Annotated in this window: 25 protein-coding genes and 2 tRNA genes; 15 read left to right on the plus strand and 12 right to left on the minus strand. The window is 72.2% G+C overall.

Annotation, left to right across the window (positions count from 1 at the left end):
* Window positions 1-223: 223 nt before the first annotated feature.
* The 8 genes from ACIRYZ_RS01205 (at window position 224) to ACIRYZ_RS01240 (ending at window position 9,854) form a co-directional block, all read left to right on the plus strand.
* Window positions 224-1,807, plus strand: coding sequence for a hypothetical protein (locus tag ACIRYZ_RS01205; RefSeq protein WP_402937929.1), 1,584 nt, complete (start codon window positions 224-226; stop codon window positions 1,805-1,807).
* 295 nt (window positions 1,808-2,102) lie between these two features.
* A complete protein-coding gene (locus ACIRYZ_RS01210; protein ID WP_402937932.1) occupies window positions 2,103-3,641 on the plus strand; it encodes a N,N-dimethylformamidase beta subunit family domain-containing protein in 1,539 nt (512 codons plus the stop codon).
* Between the two features lie 89 nt (window positions 3,642-3,730).
* Window positions 3,731-4,630: a phosphoribosylaminoimidazolesuccinocarboxamide synthase gene (locus tag ACIRYZ_RS01215; RefSeq protein ID WP_402937934.1), complete on the plus strand. Its 900-nt coding sequence runs from the start codon at window positions 3,731-3,733 to the stop codon at window positions 4,628-4,630.
* Window positions 4,631-4,783: 153 nt separating this feature from the next.
* Entirely contained in the window at window positions 4,784-5,890 is a 1,107-nt protein-coding gene (gene lxmK / locus ACIRYZ_RS01220) for a class V lanthionine synthetase subunit LxmK (RefSeq protein ID WP_402937937.1), read from the plus strand.
* Entirely contained in the window at window positions 5,887-6,864 is a 978-nt protein-coding gene (locus tag ACIRYZ_RS01225; protein WP_402937940.1) for a T3SS effector HopA1 family protein, read from the plus strand. Before lxmK ends, ACIRYZ_RS01225 begins: the two co-directional genes overlap by 4 nt.
* A gap of 26 nt (window positions 6,865-6,890) precedes the next feature.
* Window positions 6,891-7,208, plus strand: a complete 318-nt coding sequence (locus ACIRYZ_RS01230; RefSeq protein ID WP_402937942.1) for a transposase — start codon at window positions 6,891-6,893, stop codon at window positions 7,206-7,208.
* 3 nt (window positions 7,209-7,211) lie between these two features.
* Window positions 7,212-8,501: a M16 family metallopeptidase gene (locus ACIRYZ_RS01235; RefSeq protein ID WP_402937945.1), complete on the plus strand. Its 1,290-nt coding sequence runs from the start codon at window positions 7,212-7,214 to the stop codon at window positions 8,499-8,501.
* A 12-nt stretch (window positions 8,502-8,513) separates the two neighbouring features.
* On the plus strand, window positions 8,514-9,854 hold the full coding sequence (locus ACIRYZ_RS01240; protein WP_402937947.1) for a M16 family metallopeptidase: 1,341 nt from the start codon (window positions 8,514-8,516) through the stop codon (window positions 9,852-9,854).
* Window positions 9,855-9,905: 51 nt separating this feature from the next.
* Here the strand turns inward: ACIRYZ_RS01240 and ACIRYZ_RS01245 are convergent, their stop codons facing one another.
* Window positions 9,906-10,535, minus strand: a complete 630-nt coding sequence (locus ACIRYZ_RS01245) for a flavoprotein (protein ID WP_402937949.1) — start codon at window positions 10,533-10,535, stop codon at window positions 9,906-9,908.
* A 102-nt stretch (window positions 10,536-10,637) separates the two neighbouring features.
* Complete coding sequence (locus ACIRYZ_RS01250; protein ID WP_402937952.1) at window positions 10,638-10,796, minus strand: LxmA leader domain family RiPP; 159 nt, start codon at window positions 10,794-10,796, stop codon at window positions 10,638-10,640.
* 241 nt (window positions 10,797-11,037) lie between these two features.
* Here ACIRYZ_RS01250 and ACIRYZ_RS01255 point away from each other — a divergent pair, with 241 nt between their 5' ends.
* Window positions 11,038-11,985, plus strand: coding sequence for a hypothetical protein (locus ACIRYZ_RS01255; protein ID WP_402937955.1), 948 nt, complete (start codon window positions 11,038-11,040; stop codon window positions 11,983-11,985).
* Window positions 11,986-12,034: 49 nt separating this feature from the next.
* Here ACIRYZ_RS01255 and ACIRYZ_RS01260 read toward each other — a convergent pair.
* The 3 genes from ACIRYZ_RS01260 to ACIRYZ_RS01270 form a co-directional block, all read right to left on the minus strand.
* A tRNA-Gly gene (locus ACIRYZ_RS01260) sits at window positions 12,035-12,110 on the minus strand.
* A gap of 40 nt (window positions 12,111-12,150) precedes the next feature.
* Window positions 12,151-12,223: transfer RNA gene (locus ACIRYZ_RS01265), tRNA-Gly, on the minus strand.
* Window positions 12,224-12,365: 142 nt separating this feature from the next.
* Complete coding sequence (locus ACIRYZ_RS01270; protein ID WP_380608816.1) at window positions 12,366-12,683, minus strand: Lsr2 family protein; 318 nt, start codon at window positions 12,681-12,683, stop codon at window positions 12,366-12,368.
* 466 nt (window positions 12,684-13,149) lie between these two features.
* On the opposite strand from ACIRYZ_RS01270, the gene purS reads away from it, so the two are divergent.
* The 4 genes from purS (at window position 13,150) to ACIRYZ_RS01290 (ending at window position 17,214) form a co-directional block, all read left to right on the plus strand.
* Window positions 13,150-13,404 (plus strand): phosphoribosylformylglycinamidine synthase subunit PurS, encoded by a 255-nt coding sequence (gene purS, locus ACIRYZ_RS01275; RefSeq protein ID WP_030278336.1) that lies wholly within the window; start codon window positions 13,150-13,152, stop codon window positions 13,402-13,404.
* Complete coding sequence (purQ, locus tag ACIRYZ_RS01280; RefSeq protein WP_393023521.1) at window positions 13,401-14,078, plus strand: phosphoribosylformylglycinamidine synthase subunit PurQ; 678 nt, start codon at window positions 13,401-13,403, stop codon at window positions 14,076-14,078. Before purS ends, purQ begins: the two co-directional genes overlap by 4 nt.
* Complete coding sequence (gene purL / locus ACIRYZ_RS01285; protein WP_402937960.1) at window positions 14,078-16,333, plus strand: phosphoribosylformylglycinamidine synthase subunit PurL; 2,256 nt, start codon at window positions 14,078-14,080, stop codon at window positions 16,331-16,333. The genes purQ and purL overlap by 1 nt, the downstream gene beginning before the upstream one ends.
* Before the next feature lie 68 nt (window positions 16,334-16,401).
* Window positions 16,402-17,214: a sterol carrier family protein gene (locus ACIRYZ_RS01290; protein WP_402937963.1), complete on the plus strand. Its 813-nt coding sequence runs from the start codon at window positions 16,402-16,404 to the stop codon at window positions 17,212-17,214.
* Here ACIRYZ_RS01290 and ACIRYZ_RS01295 read toward each other — a convergent pair.
* Together ACIRYZ_RS01295 and ACIRYZ_RS01300 are read right to left on the minus strand one after the other, a co-directional pair.
* Window positions 17,211-17,921 (minus strand): hypothetical protein, encoded by a 711-nt coding sequence (locus ACIRYZ_RS01295; RefSeq protein WP_402937966.1) that lies wholly within the window; start codon window positions 17,919-17,921, stop codon window positions 17,211-17,213. The two genes, ACIRYZ_RS01290 and ACIRYZ_RS01295, sit on opposite strands and share 4 nt — an antisense overlap.
* Window positions 17,922-17,982: 61 nt before the next feature.
* Entirely contained in the window at window positions 17,983-18,768 is a 786-nt protein-coding gene (locus ACIRYZ_RS01300) for a DUF3152 domain-containing protein (RefSeq protein WP_402937968.1), read from the minus strand.
* Between the two features lie 287 nt (window positions 18,769-19,055).
* On the opposite strand from ACIRYZ_RS01300, the gene ACIRYZ_RS01305 reads away from it, so the two are divergent.
* Window positions 19,056-19,475 carry a DUF3151 domain-containing protein gene (locus tag ACIRYZ_RS01305; protein WP_393023509.1) on the plus strand — a complete coding sequence of 140 codons (420 nt, stop codon included), beginning with the start codon at window positions 19,056-19,058 and terminating at the stop codon, window positions 19,473-19,475.
* 152 nt (window positions 19,476-19,627) lie between these two features.
* Here ACIRYZ_RS01305 and fbaA read toward each other — a convergent pair whose 3' ends face one another.
* Window positions 19,628-20,650 (minus strand): class II fructose-bisphosphate aldolase, encoded by a 1,023-nt coding sequence (gene fbaA / locus ACIRYZ_RS01310; protein WP_380608809.1) that lies wholly within the window; start codon window positions 20,648-20,650, stop codon window positions 19,628-19,630.
* A gap of 322 nt (window positions 20,651-20,972) precedes the next feature.
* Here fbaA and ACIRYZ_RS01315 point away from each other — a divergent pair, with 322 nt between their 5' ends.
* Window positions 20,973-21,689 carry a DedA family protein gene (locus tag ACIRYZ_RS01315; RefSeq protein WP_402937972.1) on the plus strand — a complete coding sequence of 239 codons (717 nt, stop codon included), beginning with the start codon at window positions 20,973-20,975 and terminating at the stop codon, window positions 21,687-21,689.
* A gap of 89 nt (window positions 21,690-21,778) precedes the next feature.
* Here ACIRYZ_RS01315 and pyrE read toward each other — a convergent pair whose 3' ends face one another.
* From pyrE to ACIRYZ_RS01335, 4 genes are all read right to left on the minus strand, one after another.
* Complete coding sequence (pyrE, locus tag ACIRYZ_RS01320) at window positions 21,779-22,315, minus strand: orotate phosphoribosyltransferase (RefSeq protein ID WP_393023503.1); 537 nt, start codon at window positions 22,313-22,315, stop codon at window positions 21,779-21,781.
* Between the two features lie 69 nt (window positions 22,316-22,384).
* Window positions 22,385-23,413, minus strand: a complete 1,029-nt coding sequence (locus ACIRYZ_RS01325; protein WP_402937975.1) for a hypothetical protein — start codon at window positions 23,411-23,413, stop codon at window positions 22,385-22,387.
* A gap of 141 nt (window positions 23,414-23,554) precedes the next feature.
* Window positions 23,555-25,186, minus strand: coding sequence for a polyamine aminopropyltransferase (locus tag ACIRYZ_RS01330; protein WP_402937977.1), 1,632 nt, complete (start codon window positions 25,184-25,186; stop codon window positions 23,555-23,557).
* Between the two features lie 161 nt (window positions 25,187-25,347).
* Window positions 25,348-25,875, minus strand: coding sequence for a DUF2617 family protein (locus tag ACIRYZ_RS01335; protein WP_402937980.1), 528 nt, complete (start codon window positions 25,873-25,875; stop codon window positions 25,348-25,350).
* Between the last annotated feature and the right edge of the window lie 190 nt (window positions 25,876-26,065).

Consider the following 26,065-nt stretch of genomic DNA (forward strand, 5'->3'; position numbering starts at 1 on the left):
GGTCGCAGGCGTCCGGAATCCGGGCGGCGTCACCGGGACGAGTGGAAACCGGGTCGTTCCGGAACGCCCGCCCGGACCGGGGCGTCGAAAATGTCAGTAGCGCCACACAGCCTGCACTGCCGGGGATCGGACGCCTCCGCTTCCCGGTCGGAACTGATCATTTCGAGTCGGCTCAGGGCCCGGATCCGGGCGCCCGAGGGCTCCGAAGGGGGTGCCGCACCGTATGGCCGCAGTCGACACCACGCGCGCTCACGCCCAGGCGGTCCTGCGGGTCCGGGGCCTGGCACTGGCCGCCGCCGTCGTGCCCGCCGCCGTCACGGTGGTCCTGCTCGCGGGCCGGTTCACCGGCCGGATCGGCGCGCCCGGTGCCCCGGACGCCGCCGGCTGGGACGCCGCCCGCTGGGCCTTCGGCGCGGTCGCCGCGCTGACCCTGCTGGTGGCCGGGCTGACCGCCTGCGCCTACCGCCGGGCCGTCCCGCCGCAGATCCCGGCCGTCCCGGTCGCCCGAGCCGAGGCCCCTGAGCTGTACCGGCTGATCGGGGAACTGGCCGACCGGCTGGACGTGCCCGCGCCCTCCGCCATCGCCCTCACCCCGGACTGCGACAGCTGGCTGGAGGACCTCCCGCCGGTGCGGCGGCCCGGCCCGCTGCGACCGCACCCCGTGTCGCCCGCGCCGGTGCTGGTGATCGGCTCGCCGTTCCTGTGGTGGATGCGGGCCGGCGAGCTGCGCGCCCTGCTGGCCCCCGTGGTGGCCGGCACCGCCGCCTCCGCCGACCCGGAGATCGCCGCCGCCCGCCGCTTCCTGCGCAGCCTGGACGCCTGCGTGGACTCCGGCGCGGGCGCGGCCCCCGGGCTCGGTGGCGGCACCCTGGCCGCCCCGCCCCGGCCGCCCCGCCGCGGCGCGGCCGCGCTCGCCGACCGGATCACCCGGCGGATCACCCGCCGCATGCTCGGCGCCTGCCGCGGCCACTCCGCCGAGCTGGAGCGCTCCGTCGCGAGCTGGGCCTCCGAGCAGGCCCGGACGGTCGACTACGGCCTGCGGATCGCCGCCCAGGAGCAGGTGGGCCTGGCCTACGCCGGCTGGGACCGGCTGCTCACCCGGGTCGCGCTGCCCGCCTGGCGGCTCGGCCGCCACCCCGCGCACCTCAACGCCGGAGTGGCCGCCGCGCTCACCGAGCTGTCCCGCCGCGACCGGCTGGCCGACGGCTACGGCAACCGGCTCGGCGACCGCCCCGCCTGCGACCTGCTGGAGGAGCCCGGAACGGTGGACCGGGCGGTCTCCCGGCTCGCGGCCGAGCTGTTCTTCGGCCGCCCGCCGGCCGGTGCCTGGGACGAGCTGGAGTGGGCCGACTACCCGACCGACGTGGTGGACGCCGGCTGGCGGGCCCGCGCCGCCGCCCTGCAGTCCGCCCTGGACCGACTCGCCCCGCAGTCCCGTCCCGGTGCCCCGACCCTCACCCGGCTGCTGGTCCGGCTCGCCGAGGGCGACGGCGAACGGCTGGCCGCCGCGCTCGCCGCCCAGCTCGCCCGCACCACCGCCCCGGCCCCGGTGCTCGAACCCGACCGCACCGGCCGCGACCTGCTGGTCGACCACGTCACCGCGATGGTCTGCTGCGCGGCCGTGGACACCGCCGGCGGCGCCCCCGGCCTGGACTGGCTGGACGGCCCGGTGCTGCTGCTCGGCGGGGTCCGCCGCACCGACCTGGCCGGCCCGGTCGCCCAGGCCGTCGAGCAGGGCCAGGACGGGCCGCTGCGCGCCTGGCTGGACACCGCCGAGGTCCGCCTGGAGAAGCCCGTACGCCTCTAGGGCGCGGCTGACCGTCGAGGCGCGGCGGGCCGTTCCCACCGGGCGCGAACGGCCCGACCTGCCTCTGCCGCCCCATCGGCCGCAGACGGCGCTCGGCGTCCCGGCACACGCCCCCGTCGGGCCCCGCCTCAGGCCGTCCCCGCAGGCCGGAGGCCCTGTCCGGACGGCTCGCGAGATTCCCGACACCAATTGCTACCGTGGGGTGACGCAGTGCCAGCACTGTGTGGTGTATTAGACCGCACGCACATCCGGGGGGCACGTGCCGGCCGGACGGAAGTGCACCTGGGAGGGGCGCGTGGGGACCGAACTCAACCGCCGCTGGGAGTCGGGAACGCACGCTTACAGCGTCTCCGACCCCTTCGGCCAGGGCCCGCTGCCCTGGCTGCGCAGCCCCGACCAGTACCTGGCGGGGGCGGAGGGCGCCGTGCCCTGGTACGTCTCGGTGGACGCGCCCGGCCAGCAGCCGCTGTCGGCCGGCGCGCGGACCAAGCCGCCGGTCGGCACCCCGCAGAGCTCCAACGACGTGGACCAACAGATCAAGGGCTTCGCCTCGGCCGGGGTGGTCCGTCCCGGCGGCTCGGTGGACTTCCGGGTCACCGTCAACCCGCCCCGTGACTTCACCGTGAGCGTCTACCGGATCGGCCACTACGGCGGCGACGGTGCCCGCCACATGATCGACAGCCCCCTGGTGGCCGGCCTCGCCCAGCCGGCCCCGCTGGTGGTCGAGCGGACGGTCTCCTGCCATCACTGGTGGCACTCCTGGCGGCTGCAGATCCCGGCGCACTGGAAGCCCGGCGCGTACGTCGCCGTGCTGACCACCGCGGACATGCTGCACCGCAGCCACATCCCCTTCACCGTGCGGGACTTCGCGGACCAGGGGCGCAAGGCCGAACTGCTCCTGGTGCTCCCGGACGTGACCTGGCAGGCGTACAACCTGTTCCCCGAGGACGGCCGCACCGGCGCCAGCCTCTACCACGCCTGGGACGGCCGGGGCGGCCTGGTCGGTGAGCCGGAGGCGGCCGTCACCGTCTCCTTCGACCGCCCGCACGCCACCGCCGGGCTGCCGCTGCACGTCGGCCACGCGTACGACTTCATCCGGTGGGCCGAGCGCTACGGCTACGACCTCTCCTATGCCACCGCCACCGACCTGCACGCCGGCCTGGTGGACCCGGCCGAGCACCGGGCGCTGGTCTTCCCCGGCCACGACGAGTACTGGTCCGAGCCGATGCGCCGGGCCGCCGAGCGGGCCCGGGACGGCGGCACCTCGCTGGTCTTCCTGTCCGCCAACACCATGTACTGGCGGGTCGAGCTGACCGCCGCCGCCTCCGGCGAGCCGAACCGGCTGCTCAACTGCCGCAAGCGGCAGAAGGCCGCGCCCGGCAGCCCGGCCGTCGGAGTGCCCGGCGCGGCCAGCGCGCTGTGGCGGGACGCCGGCGAGCCCGAGCAGCACCTGCTCGGCGTGCAGTACTCGGGCCGGGTCGCCGCGCCCGTCCCGCTGGTCGCCCGGCACACCGCGCACTGGCTCTGGGACGGCACCGGGTTGCAGGAGGGCGACGAACTGCCCGGCCTGGTCGCGGGGGAGGCCGACCGGTACTACCCCAAGGTGGCGCTGCCCGAGCACACCGAGCGGGTGCTGCTGGCGCACTCCCCGTACCGGGACCTGTCCGGCCGCACCCGCTACCAGGAGACCTCGCTGTACCGGGCACCCAGCGGCGCGTACGTCTTCGCGGCCGGCACCTTCGCCTGGTCGCCCGCGCTGGGCCGCCCGGGACTGACCGACGAACGGATCCAGCGGGCCACCGCCAACCTGCTGGACCGGCTCTGCAAGAACTGACGTTCAGCGGTCGTGAAAGACTGCGGGGGCAGTGACCTCCCCTTTCGCGGTGCCCCACGCCCGTGAACGACCCCTGAGGACTGAACACCTTGAGCGGATTTGTCACCAAGCCCGAGCCCGTCCAGGTACCCGGCCTGGTCCACCTGCACACCGGCAAGGTGCGCGACCTGTACCGCACCGAGTCGGGCGAGCTGGTGATGGTCGCCAGCGACCGGATGTCCGCCCACGACTGGGTGCTGCCGAACGAGATCCCGGACAAGGGGCGCATCCTCACCCAGCTCTCGCTGTGGTGGTTCGAGCGGATCGCCGACATCGTCCCCAACCACGTGATCTCCACCGAGATCCCGGTCGGCGCCCCGGCCGACTGGAAGGGCCGCACGCTGGTCTGCAAGAGCCTGGAGATGATCCCGGTTGAGGCGGTCGCCCGCGGCTACCTGGCCGGCTCCGGCCTGACCGAGTACAACGAGAGCCGTACGGTCTGCGGCATCGCCCTGCCGGAGGGCCTGGAGAACAGCTCCGAGCTGCCCGCCCCGATCTACACCCCGGCGCTCAAGGCCGAGGTCGGCGAGCACGACGAGAACGTCCCCTACGAGGAGACCGCCCGCCGGATCGGCGCCGAGCTGGCGAGCCGGCTGCGCCGCACCACCCTGGACATCTACGCCCGGGCCCGGGACATCGCCCGCGAGCGCGGCATCATCCTGGCCGACACCAAGTTCGAGTTCGGCCTGCTGGACGGCGAACTGGTGATCGGCGACGAGGTGCTCACCCCGGACTCCTCCCGCTACTGGCCGGCCGACGAGTACCAGCCGGGCCGCTCGCAGTCGTCCTTCGACAAGCAGCTGATCCGCGACTGGCTGGTCTCCCCGGCCTCCGGCTGGGACCGCTACAGCGAGCAGCCGCCGCCGGAGCTGCCGGCCGAGGTGGTCGAGCAGACCCGGGCCAAGTACATCGAGGTGTACGAGCGGCTGACCGGCACCGACTGGGTCTGATCCGCAGAACGCAGCACCGCCTGTCGCAGCCCTGCTGCGGCAGGCGGTTTTTTGGCATTCGCGGACGAAATATTCATTTCGGGCATCTGGTTCGGCGGTTCGGAGGAAAATTCTGCCTTGCCCCTGCGTAAAATCTGTGCTTACACTGCCCGAGTGGACGTACGCGGTCGATTTGAACCTGTCGAGTTGTCCAGGGCGCCGGAAGTCGGGGAGCTTTTCGAGCGTTTAGGTTTGGGGGGGTTCGGTGAAATCGTCACCTCGCACAGCGGGCGAAATGACAACTGGGCCGGTGTGACGTCCACCGGGGCCCGGGTATTCGTCAAGCGGCACGGTGAATTCGGTGGGGGAGGCCTGAATGGTTTCGACCGGGCACTGAGCTTCGAGAAGGCGGTCGCCGACCGCCCGGTTTCGGCGGAACTCCGCTATCCTGCCGTGCTCGGTCACGATCGGGAATCCCGCCTGGTCGCCTTCGAATGGCTGGAGGATGCCCGCTCGGGGGCGGACCTGGCCTTCGACGGCGGCTTCGGTGAGGACCTCTCGGAGCAAGCCGGGCGTTGTGTCGGGCACGTGCACGATCTCGATGTCGGCGACACCGGGATCGACGACTCCGTGCCGCCCATGCCCCCCGTGGGCGTCCTCGACTCCCTCACCCTGAGCCAGTGGGTCGAGAGCAGCGGTGCGCAGTTGAAAGCCTGGGCACTGCTCCAGTTGGACCCTGACCTGGCCGTCGCCCTGCGGGAATTGCGGGCCGCCGAGGCGTCCGCCGGCCTGCGGCCCGGCCACTGTGACCTCCGGCTGGACCAGTTCCTCGTCGTGGACGAGGTGCTCCACCTCACGGACTGGGAGGAGTTCCGGCTGGCCGACCCCGCCCGGGACGTCGGGAGCTTCGCCGGTGAATGGCTGTACCAAGCGGTGAAGGCGATCCCCGCAGCCCTCGACGCCGAGGGGGGAGAGCCGCTCGAACACGGATACACCCATGAAGCCGTCGTCGCCCAGGGGGTGCGGGAGCTGGAGCGGCTGCGTCCGCGGATCGAGGCGTTCTGCCGCGGATATCGCGAGGTCCGGGGCGAGCCGGAGGTGGGGCTGGCCGAGCGGGCGGCACGCTACGCGGGTTGGCACCTGATCGAACGGATGATCGCTGCGGCCACCCGGCGGAGCCGGGTCGCCGCGCTGGACCTCGGTGCCGCGGGCATCGGCCGCAGCATCCTGCTGAAACCCGCGGCTTTCATCGGCGTCCTGGGGCTGGGGGGTCTGGCATGACGGAGACCGGGCACGTGATCGCGTCGGATCTGACCGAGGCCCTGCACCTGGTCGAGGTGGCCGGGGACGGCCTCCGGGCCGTCGTGGGCACCCACGAACTGACCGCCGAAAGCCCCCGCGAGCTGCGGCGGCAGCTGAGTACCACTCTGTACGAGGTGCTGCACACCGGCCGCGAACCGGAGCGGGGGGAGCCCCCGCGGACCCTCAGGGACGCGGAGCTGGAAGCGCGGTTCGGCCGCGCCGTTCCGCATCGGAACACCAGGGCGCGGGCGACCCTGCTGCAGGTCACGGCGGACGGCTCGTACGTGGTGAAGCACGAGGGTCTGCGGCTGAAGGTCCCGGCGGCGGCGCTCGCGGGGGATCCGGACAGCTCCGAGGGGACGCGGGTCGACTTGGTGCTGCCGGCTGCTCGGCCCGCTCTGTCGGCCGGGTTCTTCCTGGCGGACGGATCCCGTGGGGCTGGGTACGCCCGGCCGGTTCTCCGAATGTACGTGCACGTGGAAGACGTGGACGCCGCCGTCGCGGCCTGGAGTCGGATCCTGTCGGCCCTGGAAGGGGCAGAGGCGCCCTACCGGGCCAAGGTGCTCTCAACCCGGAGGCTGTTGCCCCGACGCGACGCCCTGGTCGTCTACCTCGGCCCCGGGGCCTGGCACGCGGTGCCGGTGGTAGCCGAGGCAGTGAAGGGGCTGCCCGGGGTCGGAGCGGATTCCTCCCCGATCACCCGGCGGCTGGCGCCCGGAGTGGGTCTCGCCTGGGAACCGCAGGACGGCAGGCCCGGGATGCGCGGGCTGAGCTTCGGCGAGCACCGGACGCGGGTGCTGGCCGAGGCCCTGGTCGGCCACGCGCTGACCGGCGGCGGGAGCAGCCGTGACGAACTGATCGCCACGCGTTTCGTGGAGGCCAACATCGACCCGGCTGATCCGTCGAGAAATATCGACTCCCCCATTCTCGGTGAAAATGTCCTGACGGGTTGACGTGTCATTCGAAGGGGGATGGAAAAATGGCGCGACCGCCAGTGATTCCGGTCGACCAGAAGGTCGCGATTGTTCTTCGACTGCTCTCGGGTGAACAGTCGGTGGCGCAGGCGGCCCGTCGTGCCAAGGTCTCCGAGCAATCGATAGCGAACTGGCGGAGGCAGTTCATCGACGGCGGCCGAATCGGCTTGGAGGGGTCCAGCTCGCGATCCGTTCAGCGGGAGCGGGAACTGCGTCAGGAGATCATGGAATTGAAGGCCGCACTCGGTGAGGCGTACATCGAACTGCGGGTCCGGCGCGGAGCCGCTCGGCGCAGGCCGGGCATGTTGGTTCAGAAGGGCTGACGGATGTCCTTTCCGCAGCTGCACCGCTTCTCGCTCGACAACGGTCTTCGCGTGGTCCTGCGGCCGGTGCGAGGGGTTCACGCCGTCGGCGTGAGCGTCCACTACGACGTCGGGTTCAGGTCCGAGCCCGAGGGGCGGACTGGGTTCGCGCACCTCTTCGAGCACCTGATGAGTCAGGGCAGCGGAAACGTCCAGGGAGCGGAGCACGGGGCACTCGTCCAGGCGGCCGGAGGTTCGGCCGGTGGCTCGACGCACCACGACTACACGGACTACTTCCAGGTCGTGCCCTCGGCCGCCCTGGAGCAGGTGTTGTTTCTGGAGGCCGACCGCATGTGCGGTCCACGGCTCACGGCCGAGAGCCTGCGGGCGCAGACCGAGATCGTCAAGGAGGAGATCCGGACCAACGTGCTGAACCGGCCGTACGGCGGGTTCCCGTGGACGGTACTGCCCGGAATCCTCTACCGGACCTACCCGAACGCGCACAACGGCTACGGGGAGTTCTCCGATCTGGAGCGGACCACGGTCGAGGAGTGCGAGCGGTTCTTCGACCGGTACTACGTCCCGGCCAACGCCGTCCTGACCGTCGTCGGCGACATCGACGTCCCGGCTGCCGAGGAACTGGTCCGGCGGCACTTCGACGACGTGCCCGACGGCGGGCGGCCGGTCCCCGTGCGGCTCGACGAACCCCGGCCGGTCGGTACGCGGGAGGGAACCTGTCGGGATCCGCACGCGGCGATGCCCGCGGTCGCCGTGGGGCACCGACTGCCCGATCCGCGCACCGAACTGGACGCCTACCTGGCGCACATGGTGCTCGCCACCACGCTCAGCAGGTGGGAGTCCTCGCGCCTGAAGCAGCGGATGATCCGTCAGGAGGGCCTGGCCGTGGCCGTCAGCGCCGGCTGCGGCTTCTTCGGGCCGCTGGAGGCACGCGCCCCGGACACGTTCGTCACGGTGGTGACGCACCCGAGCACTGTCCGGACGGAGCGGATCCTGGAGATGCTCGACGGCACGCTGGCGGACCTCGGTGCCCGCGGTCCGACCGAGGACGAGCTGGCCAGGGCGACCGGCTGGCTGGCCGCGACCTCCCTGCGCCGCAACGACGACCTGGTCGTCCGGACCCGGGCCCTCGGGGCGTTCGAGCTGTTGCACGGACGGGCCGAGCTGGTGGACGAACTGCCGGACCGGCTGCGCGCGGTCACCCCGGCGCAGGTCGCCGAGGCCGCTGCGGGACTGAGGCCCGACTCCCGGGCCGTGCTGACCCTCCTGACCGGTTCCCGTACCGCCCACACCTGAGGAGCACCGCACGTGCGCCGTACCACGACGGGCCCCCGTGACCTGCCCCCACTGGGAGTCCAGCAGGCCTTCCGGCTGCCGGAGACGGCGGACGTCGTCCTACCCGAGGGCCTGCGGGTGGTCTGCCTGCGCAGCCCGTCCGCGCCCATGATCGAGCTCGTCCTTCGCATCCCTTTCCTCTGCGCCACGGAGAATGACGGGGCCACGGCCGAGGTCCTGGCCACGACACTGCTCCGGGGGGCCCTCGGGCGCGGGGAGGAGGACGTGGACACCGAACTGGCCCGTGCCGGCTGCTCCCTGGGCGCGGTTCGCAGGTCCGACCGGATCGAGATCTCCGGGTCCGGGCCCTCGGCGGCACTGGAGACCCTGGTCGGGGTCCTGGCGGACGTCCTCACCGGTGCGTCGCATGCCGGAACGGAGGTCGACCGGGCCCGGAGACGGCTGGCCGAACGCTTGCCGCTGCTGCGGGCCCGCCCGAGCACGCTGGCCGCGGAGGCGCTGCGCGTGCACTGCAGGGGAGACTCACCGGCCCTTCGGCTCATTCCGGCGGAGGCTGCGGTGGCGTCGGTGACCGCAGACGGCGTGCGGGCCCTGCATCGGGCCGCGGTGGTTCCGGCGGGGGCACAGCTGGTCCTGGTGGGGGATCTCGACCCCGAGCGGACGGTGGCGCTCCTGGCCGCGCGACTGCGGGAGTGGCGGTCGCGCAGGCCGGTCGGGACCGTGGTGCCGAGGGCGCCGGAGCATTGGCAGCGGCCAGTGCGGCTGGTGGACCGTCCCGGGTCCGTCCAGTCGCTGATCAGGCTCGTGTCACCGGCCCCCGCGCGGACGGATCCACGCTTCGCCGCGCTCAGCCTGGCGAACGTGGTGTTCGGTGGTTCCTTCTCCTCGCGTCTGCTGTCCAACGTCCGTGAGCGCGGGGGGTACGCCTACTGGGCGGGTTCCCGCTTCGACGACATCCTGGAGGCGATGGTGATCGCGGTGAACGCCGACACGGCCACGGACACCACGGTCTCGGCGGTCGCGGAGATCCGGGCCGAACTGCGGAGCATGGCCACCAAACCGGTCACCGACGATGAACTGCGGGTGGCCGGGAACTACCTGCTCGGGGCGAGTGCGCTCGCCATGTCCTCGCAGGTCGGCCTGGCCACCGCCGTGTCGACCACGATCGGTTTCGGTCTGCCCCCGCAGTGGCTCGAGTCCTTCTCGGACGAGGTCCGGTCCGTGACCGGACGACAGGTGCGGGAGCTGGCCGAGGAGATGTTCGCGTCGGCCACCTTCACCGGTGTCGTCCTGGGCGACGCCCGGCTGCTCGCGGGGCCGCTCGGCGAACATCTGGACATGGTTCTGGCCTGAACGGACCTGCTCTCCGAACGGGGCCGGCCCCGAAAGAGCCGGGGCACCTCGTCAGCCCTGCGTCCGCCCGCTCGTCCGCAGCCTCTCCAGCGCCTCGATCGCCTCGGCGAGCGGGGCTGCGGGCGAGCCGTCCGCCTGCCGACTGCTCACGCTCAGGCCCTTGTGCGGAGGCACCACGACGACGTTGGCACGGCTTCGGAGCGCTGCCAGGTGCTGCAGGTAGACCGGCGACGTCACCGCGCCCGGGGGAAGCGCCGGGGCTATCACCAGGGGAGCCCGGGTGGTCTGCAGCGCCATCTGGGAAGGCGTGTCGGGGAGGCCGATCGCCAGCCGGGCGGTGTAGTGCAGGCTCGCTGGGTACACGGCGATCGCGTCGGGCCACTGCGCCAGGTCGACGTGGACGGGAGACGCCTCCGGCTCCTCCGACCAGACGTCCCGCAGCACCTCGTGGCCCAGGATCGGCGTCAGCGCGTGCCGGGTGACGAAGCGCTCGGCCGCCCGGGTCAGGACCACCCGCAGCTCCAGCTCCGGATAGGACAGGCGCAGCCAGTTGATCCAGAACGGGAGCGAAGCCACCCCGAGCGCGCCGCTGCCGACCAGGAGGAGCCGCCGTGCACCGAACGCCGGTGCTCCGAGGGTTCCGGCATCGGAGGGCGCGCGGTCCTGATCCGCCGCGGACATGAAGGTCCCTTCATCAGCTCGCCGAGGGGTGCCGGGTGAGAGTGGTCACACGTCCGGGTGCCCGCCGCTGGCCGGCAGGCACCCGGCACGGTGAGTGGCGGGTCAGCAGCCCCAGAGGTTGGTCTCCACCACGGTTATCGTCACCGTGCAGGCCGGCGTGGTGGCGGGCGCGTCGTCGGACGCGCTCGCGCCGAACTCCTCGGCGTCGGTGTAGGCGGCGTAGCCGGCGATCAGTTCCTCGGTGGTGTCCCTGATGTCCATGCGTCCTCCTGAAGGGAAGGCGGGGGCGACCCTGGACAGGCCGTCCGGTGCCCGCGCTCCGATTATTAGCAGGGAGTGGGCGGCCAAAGCTGACGGTTGTTTGTGTCCGAATGGGCTCTGACCTGCGCCTTTGTCGTCAACGCACCACTTACTCGGCCCCCGGGACGATGAGGGACCGCTGCCGGTCGAGACGCTGAGGCAGGATGTGCGGTCGGCAATCGACGTAGGAGGGGAGGAACGCGTGGAGGAGACGGCAGTGACCGGCGACGTGGTCCAGGAGTTCGGAACGGGGTTCCTGCGGACCACGGTCCAGCGGACTGAACGGGGCTATCTGTGGATCCGACGCGCCGGGCCCCGGCGGGGATCGGCCCTGGTCGGGCCCTCCGACGAGATCCGAACGGCGATCACCGCCCTGGCCACCGGTGAGGTGGCCCTCGCCCTGCCGCGTGCCGCCGCGGCAGGAGCGCTCGGGTACGAGGTCGCCGGCCGGATCCCCCTGGTGCAGATGGCGCTGGCCGCCGACGCGGAGGCGGACCACCTGGCTCTCGTCCCGGTGCTCCGCGGACTGGGCGAGGCACTGCGTCGTCTCCACTCCGAGGTCGACCCGGTGCTCGCCGCTCCCGGGCCGCCCGGCCCGGCGCGACTGGCGACCTGGATGGACCGGGGGAGCGGCTCGGGCGCTGCCCGGGAACTCCATGCGTTCATGCGCCGGCGCCTGGGTGCCGCGCGGTGGCAGCGGGTGCGGACCTGGTGCGAGGAACTGGCCGGCGGGGCGGCGTCGGACGTCTTCCTGCACGGTGCTCCGAGCTCAGGTACGACCGTGCTGGGCGAGGGCGGCCGACGGCCCGCACTGCTGACGGGCGAGGACCATGCCCGGGGCCCCCGGGGGTTCGACGTCGGCTGGTTGATGGGCGAACTCGCCGAGCTCAGGATCTTCAGGTCGCACGCGGTGAACGGGACACCGGAATCGGTGGCCGGGGACCGGCTTCCTGCAGCCCTGTTGCAGGGGTACGGGACGCTGCCGGGGGGCGGGGAGGTCGTGGGGCGGGCGGCGGTCCTGAGGATGTTCACGCACGCCCACGATTTCGCGTCGTACGTGAGATGGGACGCGGAGCTGGAGCACTACGGCGACGCCCTCACCTCGCTCATCGACGAGGGTGGCATGACTCTGGTTCCGTCCGGCGCCTAAACTTCCGGCAGAATGCCGAAGGCCCCCTCGACCGAGGGGGCCTTCGTTCTGGAGCGGACGACGAGATTCGAACTCGCGACCCTCACCTTGGCAAGGTGATGCTCTACCAACTGAGCCACGTCCGCAGGATTGAACTATTGAGTTGTGCTGTGCTCGCGCACTGCGAGCGGACGACGAGATTCGAACTCGCGACCCTCACCTTGGCAAGGTGATGCTCTACCAACTGAGCCACGTCCGCATGGTGCCTGGTGGGGCACCCGCCGCCTCTTCGGATCTCTCCGTTGCGGCGACGAGGAATACTCTACAGCATCGTTCGGGGTGGTCGCCCCACCCTTTCGGTCCGGGCGGGCAGGGCGACCAGGGGCTGCGCCCCGGGAGGGTCAGTTCGCCTCGGCGAACGCCTCGTACACGTGCTTGGGGATCCGGCCGCGGGCCGGGAGTTCCATGCCGCGGGACAGGGCCCAGGCGCGCACGGCGGCCGGGTCCGGGGTGAGCGCGGTACGCCGGAAGGACTTTCCGGTGCGGCTCTGACGGCGGCCCGCGGCGACGAACGGGGCGAGGGCCTCCCGCAGCTTTTCCGCGTTGTCCAGCGACAGGTCGATCTCGTACGACTTCCCGTCGACGCCGAAGTGGACGGTTTCCGCGGCGGCGCCGCCGTCCAGGTCGTCGGAGAGCGTGACAACTACACGCTGAGCCATGGGTGTCAATCCTCTCGGGCAATTCGGCCGCCGGTTCGCGGGGTACGTCCCGTGGCCTGATGTGCACCAACTCGCGCAAGCGCACACGGGCAGGCCCGGTGGCCCGCCGGATACGCAGCACTTGCCGCGACAGGTGGCCCTATTCTGCACCCGAAGGGGGTCGAAATCGAAGAGTTCGGCATTCTTTTCCGGATATTCACGAATCTTCGCAGGTCTCGGATACCGATGTGCGGGACGGGCCGATCTGTCCCCAAGTGCCGTATTCGGGTGTTCTTCGGGCGTTCACGCGCGGGGGCGTGAATCGCCGGAAACGGAGCGGTCCCGGCGGGGGGCCGGGGGTCCGGATCCCTTGTGGCGTAAGGGTCCTGTGTCTACGCGCGTCACTCTCCCCGGCCAGCAATGCAGCCCGAAACGGCCGGTAGTCTGGAGTTCCCCCGCCTCACCGAAGACACCACCGGGAGTGCCAGTGGCACGCGTCGTAGTCGACGTCATGCTCAAGCCGGAGATCCTCGACCCCCAGGGACAGGCGGTGCAGCGTGCACTGCCCCGTCTCGGATTCACCGGGATCGCCGACGTCCGCCAGGGCAAGCGTTTCGAGCTGGAGCTGGAGGGTCCGGTCGACGACGCCGCGCTCGCCCGTATCCGCGAAGCCGCCGAGACCTTTCTCGCCAACACCGTGATCGAGGACTTCACCGTCCGGGTCGAGGAGGCGGCGAAGTGACCACCCGCGTCGGCGTCGTCACTTTCCCCGGCTCCCTCGACGACCGCGACGCCCAGCGTGCGGTCCGCCTGGCCGGCGCCGAGCCGGTCGCCCTCTGGCACCGTGACAAGGATCTCCACCAGGTCGACGCCGTCGTCCTGCCGGGCGGATTCAGTTACGGCGACTATCTGCGGTGCGGCGCGATCTCCCGCTTCTCGCCCGTGATGGAGACCATCATCGAGCAGGCGAAGCTCGGAATGCCGGTGCTCGGTATCTGCAACGGCTTCCAGGTGCTGTGCGAATCGCACCTGCTGCCCGGTGCGCTCACCCGGAACGACTCGCTGCACTTCATCTGCCGCGACCAGAAGCTGCGGATCGAGAACGCGGGCACGGCCTGGACCCGGGATTACTCGGCGGGCCAGGAAATCGTCGTCCCGCTGAAGAACGGCGAGGGCCGCTTCGTCGCCGACGAGCACGTCCTGGACGAGCTGGAGGCGGAGGGCCGGGTGGTCGCCCGTTACCTGGACGTCAACCCGAACGGTTCGTACCGCGACATCGCCGGCATCACCAACGCCGCCGGCAATGTCGTCGGCCTGATGCCGCACCCGGAGCACGCCGTGGAGCCGCTCACCGGTCCGACCACCGAGGGCCTGGGCTTCTTCACTTCCGTCCTGAAGCAGCTGGTGAACGCCTGATGAGCCTCGACACCGTCAAGAACGCCGAGCAGACCCCGGACGCCGCCCAGCCCTGGGCCGAGCTCGGCCTCAAGGAGGACGAGTACGCGCGCATCCGGGAGATTCTCGGCCGCCGCCCGACCGGCGCCGAACTCGCGATGTACTCGGTGATGTGGTCGGAGCACTGTTCGTACAAGAGCAGCAAGGTCCACCTGAAGCAGTTCGGCGACAAGAAGCCGGATTCGGACGCGATGCTCGTCGGCATCGGGGAGAACGCCGGCGTCGTCGACGTCGGCCAGGGTTACGCGGTCACCTTCAAGGTCGAGTCGCACAACCACCCGTCGTACATCGAGCCCTACCAGGGCGCGGCCACCGGCATCGGCGGCATCGTGCGCGACATCCTGGCGATGGGCGCCCGCCCGGTCGCCGTGATGGACCCGCTGCGCTTCGGTGCGGCCGACCACCCGGACACCCGGCGCGTGCTGCCCGGCATCGTCGCGGGCATCGGCGGCTACGGCAACTGCCTGGGCCTGCCGAACATCGGCGGCGAGGTCGTCTTCGACTCCTGCTACCAGGGCAACCCGCTGGTCAACGCGCTGTGCGTGGGCGTCATGAAGCACGAGGACATCCACCTCGCGCAGGCCTCCGGCGCCGGCAACAAGGTCATCCTGTACGGCGCCCGCACCGGCGGCGACGGCATCGGCGGCGTCTCGGTGCTGGCCTCCGAGACCTTCGACGACACCAAGCCGGCCAAGCGCCCGGCGGTCCAGGTCGGCGACCCGTTCCAGGAGAAGCTCCTCATCGAGTGCACCCTGGAGATCTTCCGCGAGAAGCTCGTCAAGGGCATCCAGGACCTCGGCGGCGCCGGGCTGTCCTGCGCCACCAGCGAGCTGGCCTCGGCCGGCTCCGGCGGCATGCGGATCGACCTCGACACCGTGCACCTGCGCGACCACACGCTCTCGCCGGAGGAGATCCTCATGAGCGAGTCGCAGGAGCGCATGTGCGCGATCGTGGAGCCCGACAAGGTCGCCCGCTTCCTGGAGATCTGCGAGAAGTGGGACGTCATCGCCAACGTCATCGGTGAGGTGACCGACGGCGAGCGCCTGGAGATCTTCTGGCACGGCGAGCTCGTGGTGGACGTCCCGCCGCGCACCGTCGCCCACGAGGGCCCGACCTACCAGCGTCCGTACGCCCGCCCGAGCTGGCAGGACGCGCTGCAGGCCGACGCCCCCACCGCCGAGCGGCTGGCCCGCCCGACCACCGGCGAGGGCCTCAAGGCCGACCTGCTGAAGGTCGCGAGCCACCCGAACCAGGCCTCCAAGTCCTGGATCACCGACCAGTACGACCGCTACGTGCTCGGCAACACCGTGCTCTCGGTCGGCGAGGACTCGGGCATGATCCGGATCGACGAGGAGACCAACCTCGGCGTCTCCGTCGCCACCGACGGCAACGGCCGCTACGCCAAGCTGGACCCGTACACCGGTGCCCAGCTGGCCCTGGCCGAGGCGTACCGCAACGTCGCGGCCGGCGGTGCCAAGCCGCTCGCCGTCTCCGACTGCCTCAACTTCGGCTCCCCCGAGGACCCGGACGTGATGTGGCAGTTCGCCGAGGCGACCCGCGGTCTGGCCGACGCCTGCCTGACCCTCGGCACCCCGGTCACCGGCGGCAACGTCTCGCTGTACAACCAGACCGGCGAGGTCGCCATCCACCCGACCCCGGTGGTCGCGGTGCTCGGTGTCATCGACGACGTCACCCGTCGCACCCCGGTCGCCTTCGCCGAGGAGGGGCAGCTGCTCTACCTGCTCGGCGACACGGCGGACGAGCTCGGCGGCTCGGCCTGGTCGCAGGTCGTCCACGACCACCTCGGCGGCCTGCCGCCCAAGGTGGACCTGGAGCGCGAGCGGCTGCTCGGCGAGATCCTGATCTCCGCCTCGCGCGACGGCATGATCGACGCCGCGCACGACCTGTCCGACGGCGGTCTCGGCCAGGCGCTGGTGGAGAGCTGCCTCAAGGGCGGTCACGGCGCGCGGATCGTCCTGCCCGAGGGCACCGACCCGTTCGTCCTCCTGTTCTCGGAGTCGGCCGGCCGCGCCGTCGTGGCGGTGCCGCGCAGCGAGGAGCTCCGGTTCAACGACATGTGCACCGCGCGTGGCCTGCCGGCCACCCGGATCGGTGTCGTGGACGGCGACAGCCTGGACGTCCAGGGGCAGTTCACCGTCTCGCTGGCCGAGCTGAAGGACGCCCACACCGGCGTCATCGAGGCCCTGCTGGCCTGACCGGCGTGCCTTCGAGGGGCGGGCGGTTCTTTCGGGAACCGTCCGCCCCTCGGCGTATGTTGGGCCCCATGCCTCCCAAGTCCCGTACGTACCAGCCGCAGAAGGTCCGCGCCGCGCTGGCCGCCCAGACCGGGGCGCTGCGCGCCGCCGTGGCCGGCCTCGGCGACGAACAGCTGGACCTGCCGACCAGGCTGGGGGACTGGCGGGTGCGGGAGCTGCTCGCGCACCTGGCCGTCCAGCTCGACTTCCTCCCGGTGCACCTGGACGACCCGCTGGAGGGGCGGCCGGCGCTGGACCTGCTGGGCTGGGTCTCGGCGGTCGGCACGGTCGCACCGGCGCTGGACGCCCAGACCCGGGAACGGACGGCCGCCGGGTTCGGCGGGGACGCGGCCTCGGTGGCGGCCGCCTTCGGACGGGCCGCCGACGCGCTGACCGGGCTGCTGGAGCGGCCCGAAGCCGCCGACCCGGTACGGCGGTTGGAGATCCGGCTGGGGTCGATGCTGCTCTCCGAGCTGCTGGTGACCAGGCTGGTGGAGACGGTGGTGCACGCCGACGACCTGGCCGACGCGCTGGGCCTCGCCGCCTTCCCGCACGACCGCCAGGCCGTCGCCGCCGTCACCCGGCTGCTGGCGGACGCCTTCGCCGACCGGGTGCCCGGCGGCGCGGTCGAGCTGCGGATCCCGCCTTACGCGGTCGTCCAGGCCGTCCCTGGGCCCAAGCACACCCGAGGCACCCCGCCGAACGTGGTCGAGACCGACCCGCTGACCTGGATCCGGCTGGCCACCGGCCGGGCGGACTGGGCGACGGCGGTGGCGGACGCCGGGGTGTCCGCCTCCGGGGAGCGCAGCGACCTGGGGGAGTACCTCCCGATCCTTGGCTAGCCCTTGAGCCGGCCGGCCAGGGCTTCGGCGGCCCTGCGCAGCGGCTCGCCGGCGAGGGCCGGGTTCCGGGCGTCCTGGCCGGTGGTGTTCTGGTCGAGCATCAGCACCAGGTCGCCCTCGCCGTGCAGCGCGATCCGGGCGACGGCGGCCGTGCCCCCGCCCGGGGTGAGCTTGGTCTGCCCGACGGCGGGCCGGTCGCTGGAGAACTGGGACAGCTGGTCCACGCCGAGCAGACCGGCGCGCGCGATCGAGGGGAGCATCATGCTGATGCCGTAGTCGTTCTTCGGCACGGCCAGCAGCTCGACGTCGACGGTGGACGGGCCGACCGTGTACGAGCAGGTGATCTGGGCGTTCGGGGGAGTGGCCGGCATCTCGGTCATGGTCGGCGGGTGGGTGGCGCCCGAGGGCCAGGGCTGGGCCGGGACGCCGTCCCCGGCGTTGCCCTTGACGGAGCGCCCGTCCGTCACGGCGGGGGCGACGGCGCCGGTGATCCCGGCCTCGGACGCGGCCTTGGCGAAGTCGAGGCCGAACGGGCAGGTGCTGGACTTGTTCTTGAACAGGTCCAGGGCGGTCGACCGGACGCGGTCGTAGGAGAGCGCGCCACCGCTCGTGGCGGTGTCGGCCGAGGACGAGCAGGCGGCGGCGCCGAGCGTGATCCCGGCGATGGCGAACGCGGCGGTGAGTCTTCGGCGTTGGGCAGCGGTCATGATCGCAGGCTAGTGCGAGGTCGTCCCGTCCACTTGCCGTTCAGGTCTCAACTCCGTTGCACTACGGGACGGACGGTCCGCTCAGGTAGGTGCCGTCCGCCGAGTACGGCCAGGCGTTCGGCGTGCAGCCCTTGAGGCCGTATATCTGCTGCATCATCGCGGGCGCGGGCTTGCCCGGGCCGGGGCAGGTCTCGTGGCCGTGGCCGATCCGGTGGCCGACCTCGTGGTTGACGATCAGGGCCCGGTAGTCGTCCAGCGGGCCGCTGAACTGCGGTGAACCGGTGTTCCAGCGCTTGGAGTTGACGAGCACCTGGTTGCCGACGTTGCAGTTGACCTCGCCGTGGGTGTCCAGGCCGGAGGCGCCGCAGATCTTGTCGACGGTGGCCGGGGAGGCGATCTTCACGGTGAAGTCGTACGAGCCGCCGGCGACCAGCTGGAAGCCGTTCCTGTGGTCGTTGGTCCAGCCGCGAGGGTCGCCGAGGATGCCGTGCACCTGCGCGGCGGCGGAGGCGGCGTCGATGCCGATGCCGTCCTCGACCTCGACCCGGTAGCGGCGCACGGTGCCGCGGCCGACCGCCTTGGCGCTGGCGGGGGCGATGCTGAAGGTGCCGGAGCCCTTGGTGGGGCCGGGGTCCGGTGCGGTGGGGGTCGGCGTCGGGGTGGGCACGGGCGGGGACGTCGGGGTGGGTGCGGGGGGCGGCGTCGCTGCCGCGGTGGGCGACTGCTCGGCCGGCGGGGCGATCCGGGCCTGGGCGGTCGGCGCGGGGGCGGCCGCGCCCGGGGGGCGGTTCAGCAGGAAAGCTGCGGAGCCCAGCACCAGCAGCGAGGCCACCAGGGCCGTGAGCATGCCAGGGCCTATTCGTCGACGTGCCTTGCGGCGTCGGCGGCTCCCGCCGGCGTTCCGGAGGGAAGCGGCTCCCGGGCGGGAGGATCGGGCTGCGGGCACGAAACGGAACCCTGGCATGGAGAACGGGTGAATGTCCATGTACGAGGTGGGCGATCTCGGGGGTACGCCGGGCGTGTCGTGTGGATCCCGCCGGATCGGGCCCCGGCGGCCCCGTCCGGCACCGAGTCGGGGCCCGATCCAGCTCACGGGCGGTTGACCCCTGGGCCTCGGATGGCAGACTGCACTGCATGGCGATTCACAAGAATCTTCTCGACGGCCCCGAACCGACCCTCCTGCCGGAGGACGAGCACCCCTACCGGATGCTGGCGGAGGAGTCGGCCTCACCGACCCAGGTGGCGGCCGACTTCCCGGCCTTCTGCCTCGCCTGGGCCATGCTCGCCGACGACGCCTACGCGGCCGGTCGTTACGTCGAGTCGTACGCCTACGCCCGGACCGGCTACCACCGTGGCCTGGACGCGCTGCGTCGCAGCGGCTGGAAGGGCCACGGACCGGTGCCGTGGGAGCACCGCGGCAACCGCGGCTTCCTGCGCTGCCTGGCGGCGCTCGCCCGGGCGGCCGGCGCGATCAAGGAGACCGAGGAGGAGGCCCGCTGCTGGCAGTTCCTGAAGGACAGCAGCTCGGAGGCGTACGCGGAGCTCAAGCAGTAGCGCAAGCATCGGCTCAAGCAGTGGCTCAAGCAGGAGCGACCGCGGAGCTCGATCAGGAGCGACCGCCGAGCCCGAGCGGTAGGACCACATGACCGTGCCCCCGGCGGAGGACCGCCGGGGGCACAGCCGTTGTCACGCTCGTTCCAGCGGGCTCACTTCAGGCGCTTGCCGGCCGAGCGCAGCTGCTCGGCGGCCTCGACCACGCGGGCGGCCATGCCGGCCTCGGCCAGCTTGCCCCAGGTGCGGGGGTCGTAGGTGTTCTTCTTGCCGACCTCGCCGTCGACCTTCAGCACGCCGTCGTAGTTGGCGAACATGTGGCCGGCCACCGGGCGGGTGAAGGCGTACTGGGTGTCGGTGTCCAGGTTCATCTTCACGACGCCGTTCTCCAGCGCGGTGGCGATCTCCTCGGCGGTGGAGCCCGAGCCGCCGTGGAAGACGAAGTCGAACGGGTCGGTCTTGCCGTACTGCTTGCCGATCGCGTCCTGCAGCTCGCGCAGCAGCTCCGGCTTCAGCACGACGTTGCCCGGCTTGTACACGCCGTGCACGTTGCCGAAGGAGGCGGCCAGCAGGTAGCGGCCCTTCTCGCCCAGGCCCAGCGCCTCGGCGGTGCGCACGGCGTCGTTGACGGTGGTGTACAGCTCGTCGTTGATCTCGTGCGAGACGCCGTCCTCCTCGCCGCCGGTCGGGGTGATCTCGACCTCAAGGATGATCTTGGCGGCGGCGGCCTGGGCCAGCAGCTCCTGGGCGATGGCCAGGTTGTCGGCCAGGGTCTCGGCCGAGCCGTCCCACATGTGCGACTGGAACAGCGGGTTCTCGCCCTTGGCCACGCGCTCGGCGGAGATCGCCAGCAGCGGGCGGACGTAGCCGTCCAGCTTGTCCTTGGGGCAGTGGTCGGTGTGCAGCGCGACGGTGACGTCGTACTTGGCGGCGACGATGTGCGCGAACTCGGCGAGCGCGACCGCGCCGGTCACCATGTCCTTGTTGTGCTGACCGCCCAGGAACTCCGCGCCACCGGTCGAGATCTGGATGATGCCGTCGCTCTCGGCCTCGGCGAAACCACGCAGAGCGGCGTGCAGGGTCTGCGACGAGGTGACGTTGATGGCCGGGTAGGCGAACTTGCCCGCCTTGGCCCGGTCCAGCATCTCGTTGTAGACCTCGGGAGTTGCGATGGGCATGCGATCCGCTCCTGTCGGGTTGCGGCGTACGGACGGTGCTGTCCGACGCTGTGTACGCCTTCGTGACGACTCCGTGCCGGCCCGCCGACGCGCGGCGCTGCGGTGTGGCTCTCCGGCACCAAGGTTCGAGGCGGCCTCCGCGGTACGACCATGAGGGTGGTGGGCCGACGCGGGGCAGGACGCCGGTGCCATCTTCCCAGACTCGTGCCCGCAGGTCAGCAGGAGCCCGCCTGTCGGAACGTCGAGCTGGGACGCTCGGCCGGAAGCCGTCGCAGGGCTCGGCCGGAAGTCGTCGGCAAGGTACGCCCGCTATCCTGCGCCCGTGGACTACAACCAGCTGGCCGTCAATCTGCTCGACGCCAAATCCCTGATCTCGTCCCTCGGCGCCATCGGGCTCATCGCGATCATCTTCGCGGAGACCGGCCTGCTGGTCGGCTTCTTCTTCCCGGGCGATTCGCTGCTGATCCTCGCGGGCGTCGCCGCCTCGAACGCCGCCTCCTCGGTGCTCGGCGACGGCGCCAAGCTGCCGATCGCCGTCCTGCTCATCGGCTGCCCGATCGCGGCGATCGCCGGCGCCCAGCTGGGGCACCTGATCGGCGCCAAGGTCGGGCCGAAGATGTTCGACAAGCCCGATTCCAAGATCTTCCGCCGCGAGTACGTGGTGAAGGCGGAGGAGTACTTCAACAAGTTCGGCTCGGGCAAGGCCGTGGTGCTGGCCCGCTTCATGCCGATCATCCGGACCTTCCTGAACCCGGTCGCCGGCACCCTGGAGATGCCCGCCAAGACGTTCTTCCTGTGGAACGCCATCGGCGGTGTGCTCTGGACCGAGTCCATGCTGCTGATCGGTTACTTCTTCGGTGACGCGCTCGCCCCGGTGATCGACAAGTACCTGATCCCGGCGGTGCTGCTGATCGTCCTGCTGTCGATCTCGCCGATCCTGATCGAGGTCATGCGGGAGCGCCGCAAGAAGAAGGCGGGCGTCGTCGACACCGCCGTCGAGACCGCGCAGAGCGGCGGCGGGCGGCACCGGCGCGGCTGAGGCCGACCGGCTGGGTTCAATGCGAAGGGCCGGGCTGTTCCACGTGGAACAGCCCGGCCCTTCGCATTGTCCGTTCGGGCTCGACGGGGTCAGAGGCCCAGGTCGTCCAGGTCGTACGCGGTCACGTACTCCAGGCCCTGCTCCTCGACGGCACCCGCGCCACCGCGCTCGACGATCACCGCGACGCCGACCACCTCGGCGCCCGCCTCGCGCAGCGCCTCGACGGCGGTCAGCACCGAGCCACCGGTGGTGGAGGTGTCCTCGACCGCCAGCACCCGGCGGCCCTTCACGTCCGGGCCCTCGATCCGGCGCTGCAGGCCGTGCGCCTTGCCCGTCTTGCGGACCACGAAGGCGTCCAGCTTCCGTCCGCGCGCGGCGGCGGCGTGCAGCATCGACGTGGCCACCGGGTCGGCACCGAGGGTCAGGCCGCCGACGGCGTCGTACTCCAGGTGGGAGGTCGCGTCCAGCATCACCCGACCGACCAGCGGGGCGGCCTCGCCGTCCAGCGTGATCCGGCGCAGGTCGACGTAGTAGTCGGCCTCCTTGCCGGAGGAAAGGGTGACCTTGCCGTGCACGACGGCCTTGTCCTTGATCTGTGCCAGCAGGGCGTCGCGGTCGTTGCTCATGAGCGTTCAGTCTAGGGCCTGTCCTCGGACCCCCGCCTGCCCCGCCGCGCGCGGCGCTTTCGACAGGCCCTAGCGGCGGCGCAGCGCCCTCACCAGCACCACGGCGCCGCCCAGCAGTGCCACCGAGCCGCCGATCACCCACGGCACCGCGCTGCGGCCACCGCTGCCCGGCACCACGATGCCGCCGGCCTCGCCGCCCCAGCGGGACGCCGCCCGGGCCCGCGCGCTGCGGGCCGGCATCGCCGGGGCGTACCGGCCGCGCGGCGGGGCGTGGTCCACCTCCTCGGCCGAGCGGCCGACGATGCTGCGGCGGACGGGGCCGCTGAGCTCCGGCTCGTCCTCGTAGGCGAACAGCGGCTCGACGGGCACCTCCTCGGCGACCTCGTCCGTGCGGCCGCCGCCCTCGGCCTCGGCGTCCTCGCCGTCCTCGTGGTCGTCGGCGGAGCCGGTGGGGAGGCCGAAGCGCTCGGCGTCGGCGTCGGAGAAGGCGATCAGGTCGGAGAGGTCGTCGTCCAGGTCGTCGCCGGGCAGGTCCTGGCGGTCCTCGATGGAGACCACCTCGGCCTGGGTCCCGGTCTCCTCCCCGGCTTCCTCGCCGGTCTCCTCCTCGGCCTCCTCGGCTTCCTCGGCCTCCTCCTCGTCCGCCGGTTCGGCGTCCTGGGAGGTGAGCGCGGCGGCGAAGCGCTCCAGCAGACGGCGGCCGACGGCATCGAGGGTCTCGGCGTCGAACTCGGTCAGCCGGCCGGTGGCGCTCAGATCGCCGGTGAAGCGGATCGCCGCGGTGCCCTCCTCGGCGCCGTCCACGACGCTGACCCGCACGGTGGCGGTCGCCTCGCCGCTGCCCCGGGCCTCCTGACCCTCGGCGAGCACGGTGAGCACGCCCTCCCGGCCCTCGATCAGCGACAGCACGCCCTTGTAGGTGATCGTGGAGCCGCCGACCCGCAGCTTCAGCCGCCCACCGATCTCCTCGGCCGACCCACTCCCGACCGCCGCCGGCTCGGTGCTCAGCCCCGGCACGCTCCGCGCCAGCAGCGCCGGATCCTGCAAGGCCTCCCGCACCAGCTCTGCGGACATCGGGACGACAACCTCATGCTCCATGCCACGGAGCCTACCGACTGGGCCCGGTCCGGTCCCTACCTACCGCCACCCGACTTTCCCCCGCCCCGCCCGCCACGGCCCGCAACCGGTTGCTCCCGTCGTGGACAGGCCCTTTCGCCGCAGGCCGGGGCTCGCTTGTCCTCAGCGCAGCCCCAGCAGGGTCAGTGGCGCCGGGGGGCGGGCGGGGCGGAGGGCGGTGAGGTGGGCGGTGGAGGTGCGGAGGGTGTCGGGGGTGAGGGCGTGGGGTGGCGGGGCGTCGGGGGCGAGGGTGAGCGGGGGTTGGGTGGCGGCGGCGAGCAGGAAGTCCTGGGTGGCGTCCGCGGGTCCGGGGCGGCAGGTGGCGGTGGGGCTGCCCCGGACGGCGTACGGGGTGGTCCGCAGGCCCGCCGCGCGGAGGCCGGACTCGATCTGCCAGAGGCCGCCCTCGTCCCCGCCGGCCCGGACGGCGATCCGGCCGCCGGGGGCGAGCAGCCGGGCCGCGAGGCCGTAGAACTCCTGGGAGTGGAACTTGACCGGCCCGCCGTCCGAGGGGGCGGGCAGGTCGGCGAGCACCACGTCGTACTCGGCGTCGGGCGCGCCGCGCAGCCAGGCCATCGGGTCGGCCGCGGTGGTGCTGACCCGGGGGTCGTCCAGGGCATGGCCGGTGAGGTCGGCGAGCCCGGGGTCGGTGCGGGCGAGCCGGGGGAGGGCCGGGTCGGCGTCGACCAGCCGGACGGACCGGACGCCGCGGTGCCGGAGCACCTCCCGCAGGGCGAGGCCGTCGCCGCCGCCGAGCAGCAGGACCCGGGTGTCCGGCCCGGCGGCCATGGCCGGGTGGACGAGTGCCTCGCTGCCCCGGTACTCGTCGGGTCCGCAGACCGCGAGTCGTCCGTCGAGGTAGAGCCGGAGCGGGCCCTCGGCGGGGCCGGTGAGCACGATCTCCTGGTACCGGCTGCGGGTGGCGTAGCGGATCTGGTCGCCGTAGAGGGCGTGCCGGGCGGCGCGTTCGATCGCGTCGGAGCCGACGGCGGCGGCCGCGAGCAGGGTGAGGACGACTGCGCAGCCGAGCCAGAGCAGGCGTCGTATCCGGGGCGCCGGTTCCTCGCGGAAGAGCCAGAGCACCACGGCGGCTCCGGCGACGGCGTTGACCGCCCCGGTGAGCAGGGCGCCGTCGCCGGGCCCGAGGCCGGGGAGGATGAGGAAGGGGAAGGCGAGGCCGCCGATCAGTGCCCCCACGTAGTCGGCGGCGAACAGGTCGGCGGCGGCGCGGCCGGCGTCCTCGCGTCGGATCCGTTGGATGAGGGTCATCAGCAGCGGGATCTCGGCGCCGATCAGGATGCCGATGAGGCAGGTGAGGCTGACCGTCGCGGCCTGGTAGCGGCCGATCCAGGCCCAGCAGGAGTACAGGGCGAGGACGGAGAGTCCGCCGGTGAGCGCGAGGGCGCATTCGACCAGGGCGAAGGCGGTGGCGGGCCGGCTGGTGAGCCGTTTGGCGAGCAATGAGCCGAGGCCCATCGCGAAGACCATCACGGAGAGCACGACCGAGGTCTGGGTGACGGTGTCCCCGAGCAGGTAGTCGCCGAGCGCCACGAGTTCGAGCTCGTAGACGAGTCCGCAGGCCGCGCAGACGAACGCGGCCAGGAGGACGGCCAGGCGGGCGAGCCGGGGGTGGGATCGCAGCCGGGACCGACGGCGGGTGGGCAGGGGGATGAGGCTTCGCCCGGTCAGGGGTGGGGTGCCGTCGTCGAGGTCCACTCGCGGGCGTGCGGGCGGACCGGCCGGATGGTTGATCACGAACAAACGCTAGGGGACGTGCGGGACGGATAGCTGCGCCCATCCGACGGACAGTGCGGGCCCTCGGATTGACGAACCGTTCCTGCGTACGATTCGTCGGCTCGCGCCGTGTGACGTGTGACGTGTGACCGGATCGGTGCTCCCGCCCGGGCTTCGGGCGGTCACGCCCCCGACACCACCAGCGAGGAGCGGGTGCAGACCAGCTGCCCCTCCTGCGGGTAGGCGTGCCAGGTCCGCCAGAGCAGCCGGTCCGTGCCGCCCTGGGTGACCAGCGCGGTGAAGGCGCTCGGGTCGCCCGGGAAGACCCCGGCGAGGCCGCGCGGGTGCCCCTCGACCAGGGCCAGCAGTTCCTGGGCGCGGGCCGCGAAGTCGTGCGGGGGCAGGACCTCGATCCGGGCGGCGAACTCGTACTCCCAGCCGCCGACCTGTTTGGCCACCCGGGCGGGCAGCGGGGTGCTGCGGCCGGGCAGGCAGGCGACGGTCTCCAGGCAGTCGCCGGGGCCGGCCGAGACCACCACTTGGTGCGAGGCGCCCAGCAACCGCAGCTGGAGGGTGCCGGAGGTGCCGGGGCGGCCGCTGTCGAGTCTCAGGTCGCGGACCGCGAGCGCGGGCAGCGGTTCGCCGCCGAGGCACCAGGCCAGGTCACCGGCGCGGGTGTCCGTGTAGGAGGTCTGCAGTGTGGTGAGCATGCTCGGCTCCGCGTTTCAGCTCCGTGCGCGCCCGCCGAGCAGCAGCGAGTAGGCCTAGGCGATGGCGAGGCTGTTCGTGGCTGTGCGGCCCTGGGCGCGGCCGACCGTGGAAGGAAGGATTCCGGCTGGAGATTCAGCAGCAGAGAAGCACGAATGCGCCGGGTCCGTTGGGGATTTACCCAACTTTGTG

The sequence above is a fragment of the Kitasatospora sp. NPDC101155 genome (assembly GCF_044768305.1).
In the GTDB taxonomy this organism is placed as follows: domain Bacteria; phylum Actinomycetota; class Actinomycetes; order Streptomycetales; family Streptomycetaceae; genus Kitasatospora.

Excerpts from the sequence above, each read along its gene's own strand:
- ACIRYZ_RS01205 (WP_402937929.1), top strand. The coding sequence starts at position 224 with ATGGCCGCAGTCGACACCACGCGCGCTCACGCCCAGGCGGTCCTGCGG.
- ACIRYZ_RS01225 (WP_402937940.1), top strand. The coding sequence starts at position 5,887 with ATGACGGAGACCGGGCACGTGATCGCGTCGGATCTGACCGAGGCCCTG.
- ACIRYZ_RS01230 (WP_402937942.1), top strand. The coding sequence starts at position 6,891 with ATGGCGCGACCGCCAGTGATTCCGGTCGACCAGAAGGTCGCGATTGTT.
- ACIRYZ_RS01235 (WP_402937945.1), top strand. The coding sequence starts at position 7,212 with ATGTCCTTTCCGCAGCTGCACCGCTTCTCGCTCGACAACGGTCTTCGC.
- ACIRYZ_RS01245 (WP_402937949.1), bottom strand. The coding sequence starts at position 10,535 with ATGTCCGCGGCGGATCAGGACCGCGCGCCCTCCGATGCCGGAACCCTC.
- ACIRYZ_RS01250 (WP_402937952.1), bottom strand. The coding sequence starts at position 10,796 with ATGGACATCAGGGACACCACCGAGGAACTGATCGCCGGCTACGCCGCC.
- ACIRYZ_RS01270 (WP_380608816.1), bottom strand. The coding sequence starts at position 12,683 with ATGGCTCAGCGTGTAGTTGTCACGCTCTCCGACGACCTGGACGGCGGC.
- purL (WP_402937960.1), top strand. The coding sequence starts at position 14,078 with ATGAGCCTCGACACCGTCAAGAACGCCGAGCAGACCCCGGACGCCGCC.
- ACIRYZ_RS01290 (WP_402937963.1), top strand. The coding sequence starts at position 16,402 with ATGCCTCCCAAGTCCCGTACGTACCAGCCGCAGAAGGTCCGCGCCGCG.
- ACIRYZ_RS01295 (WP_402937966.1), bottom strand. The coding sequence starts at position 17,921 with ATGACCGCTGCCCAACGCCGAAGACTCACCGCCGCGTTCGCCATCGCC.
- ACIRYZ_RS01300 (WP_402937968.1), bottom strand. The coding sequence starts at position 18,768 with ATGCTCACGGCCCTGGTGGCCTCGCTGCTGGTGCTGGGCTCCGCAGCT.
- ACIRYZ_RS01305 (WP_393023509.1), top strand. The coding sequence starts at position 19,056 with ATGGCGATTCACAAGAATCTTCTCGACGGCCCCGAACCGACCCTCCTG.
- fbaA (WP_380608809.1), bottom strand. The coding sequence starts at position 20,650 with ATGCCCATCGCAACTCCCGAGGTCTACAACGAGATGCTGGACCGGGCC.
- pyrE (WP_393023503.1), bottom strand. The coding sequence starts at position 22,315 with ATGAGCAACGACCGCGACGCCCTGCTGGCACAGATCAAGGACAAGGCC.
- ACIRYZ_RS01325 (WP_402937975.1), bottom strand. The coding sequence starts at position 23,413 with ATGGAGCATGAGGTTGTCGTCCCGATGTCCGCAGAGCTGGTGCGGGAG.
- ACIRYZ_RS01335 (WP_402937980.1), bottom strand. The coding sequence starts at position 25,875 with ATGCTCACCACACTGCAGACCTCCTACACGGACACCCGCGCCGGTGAC.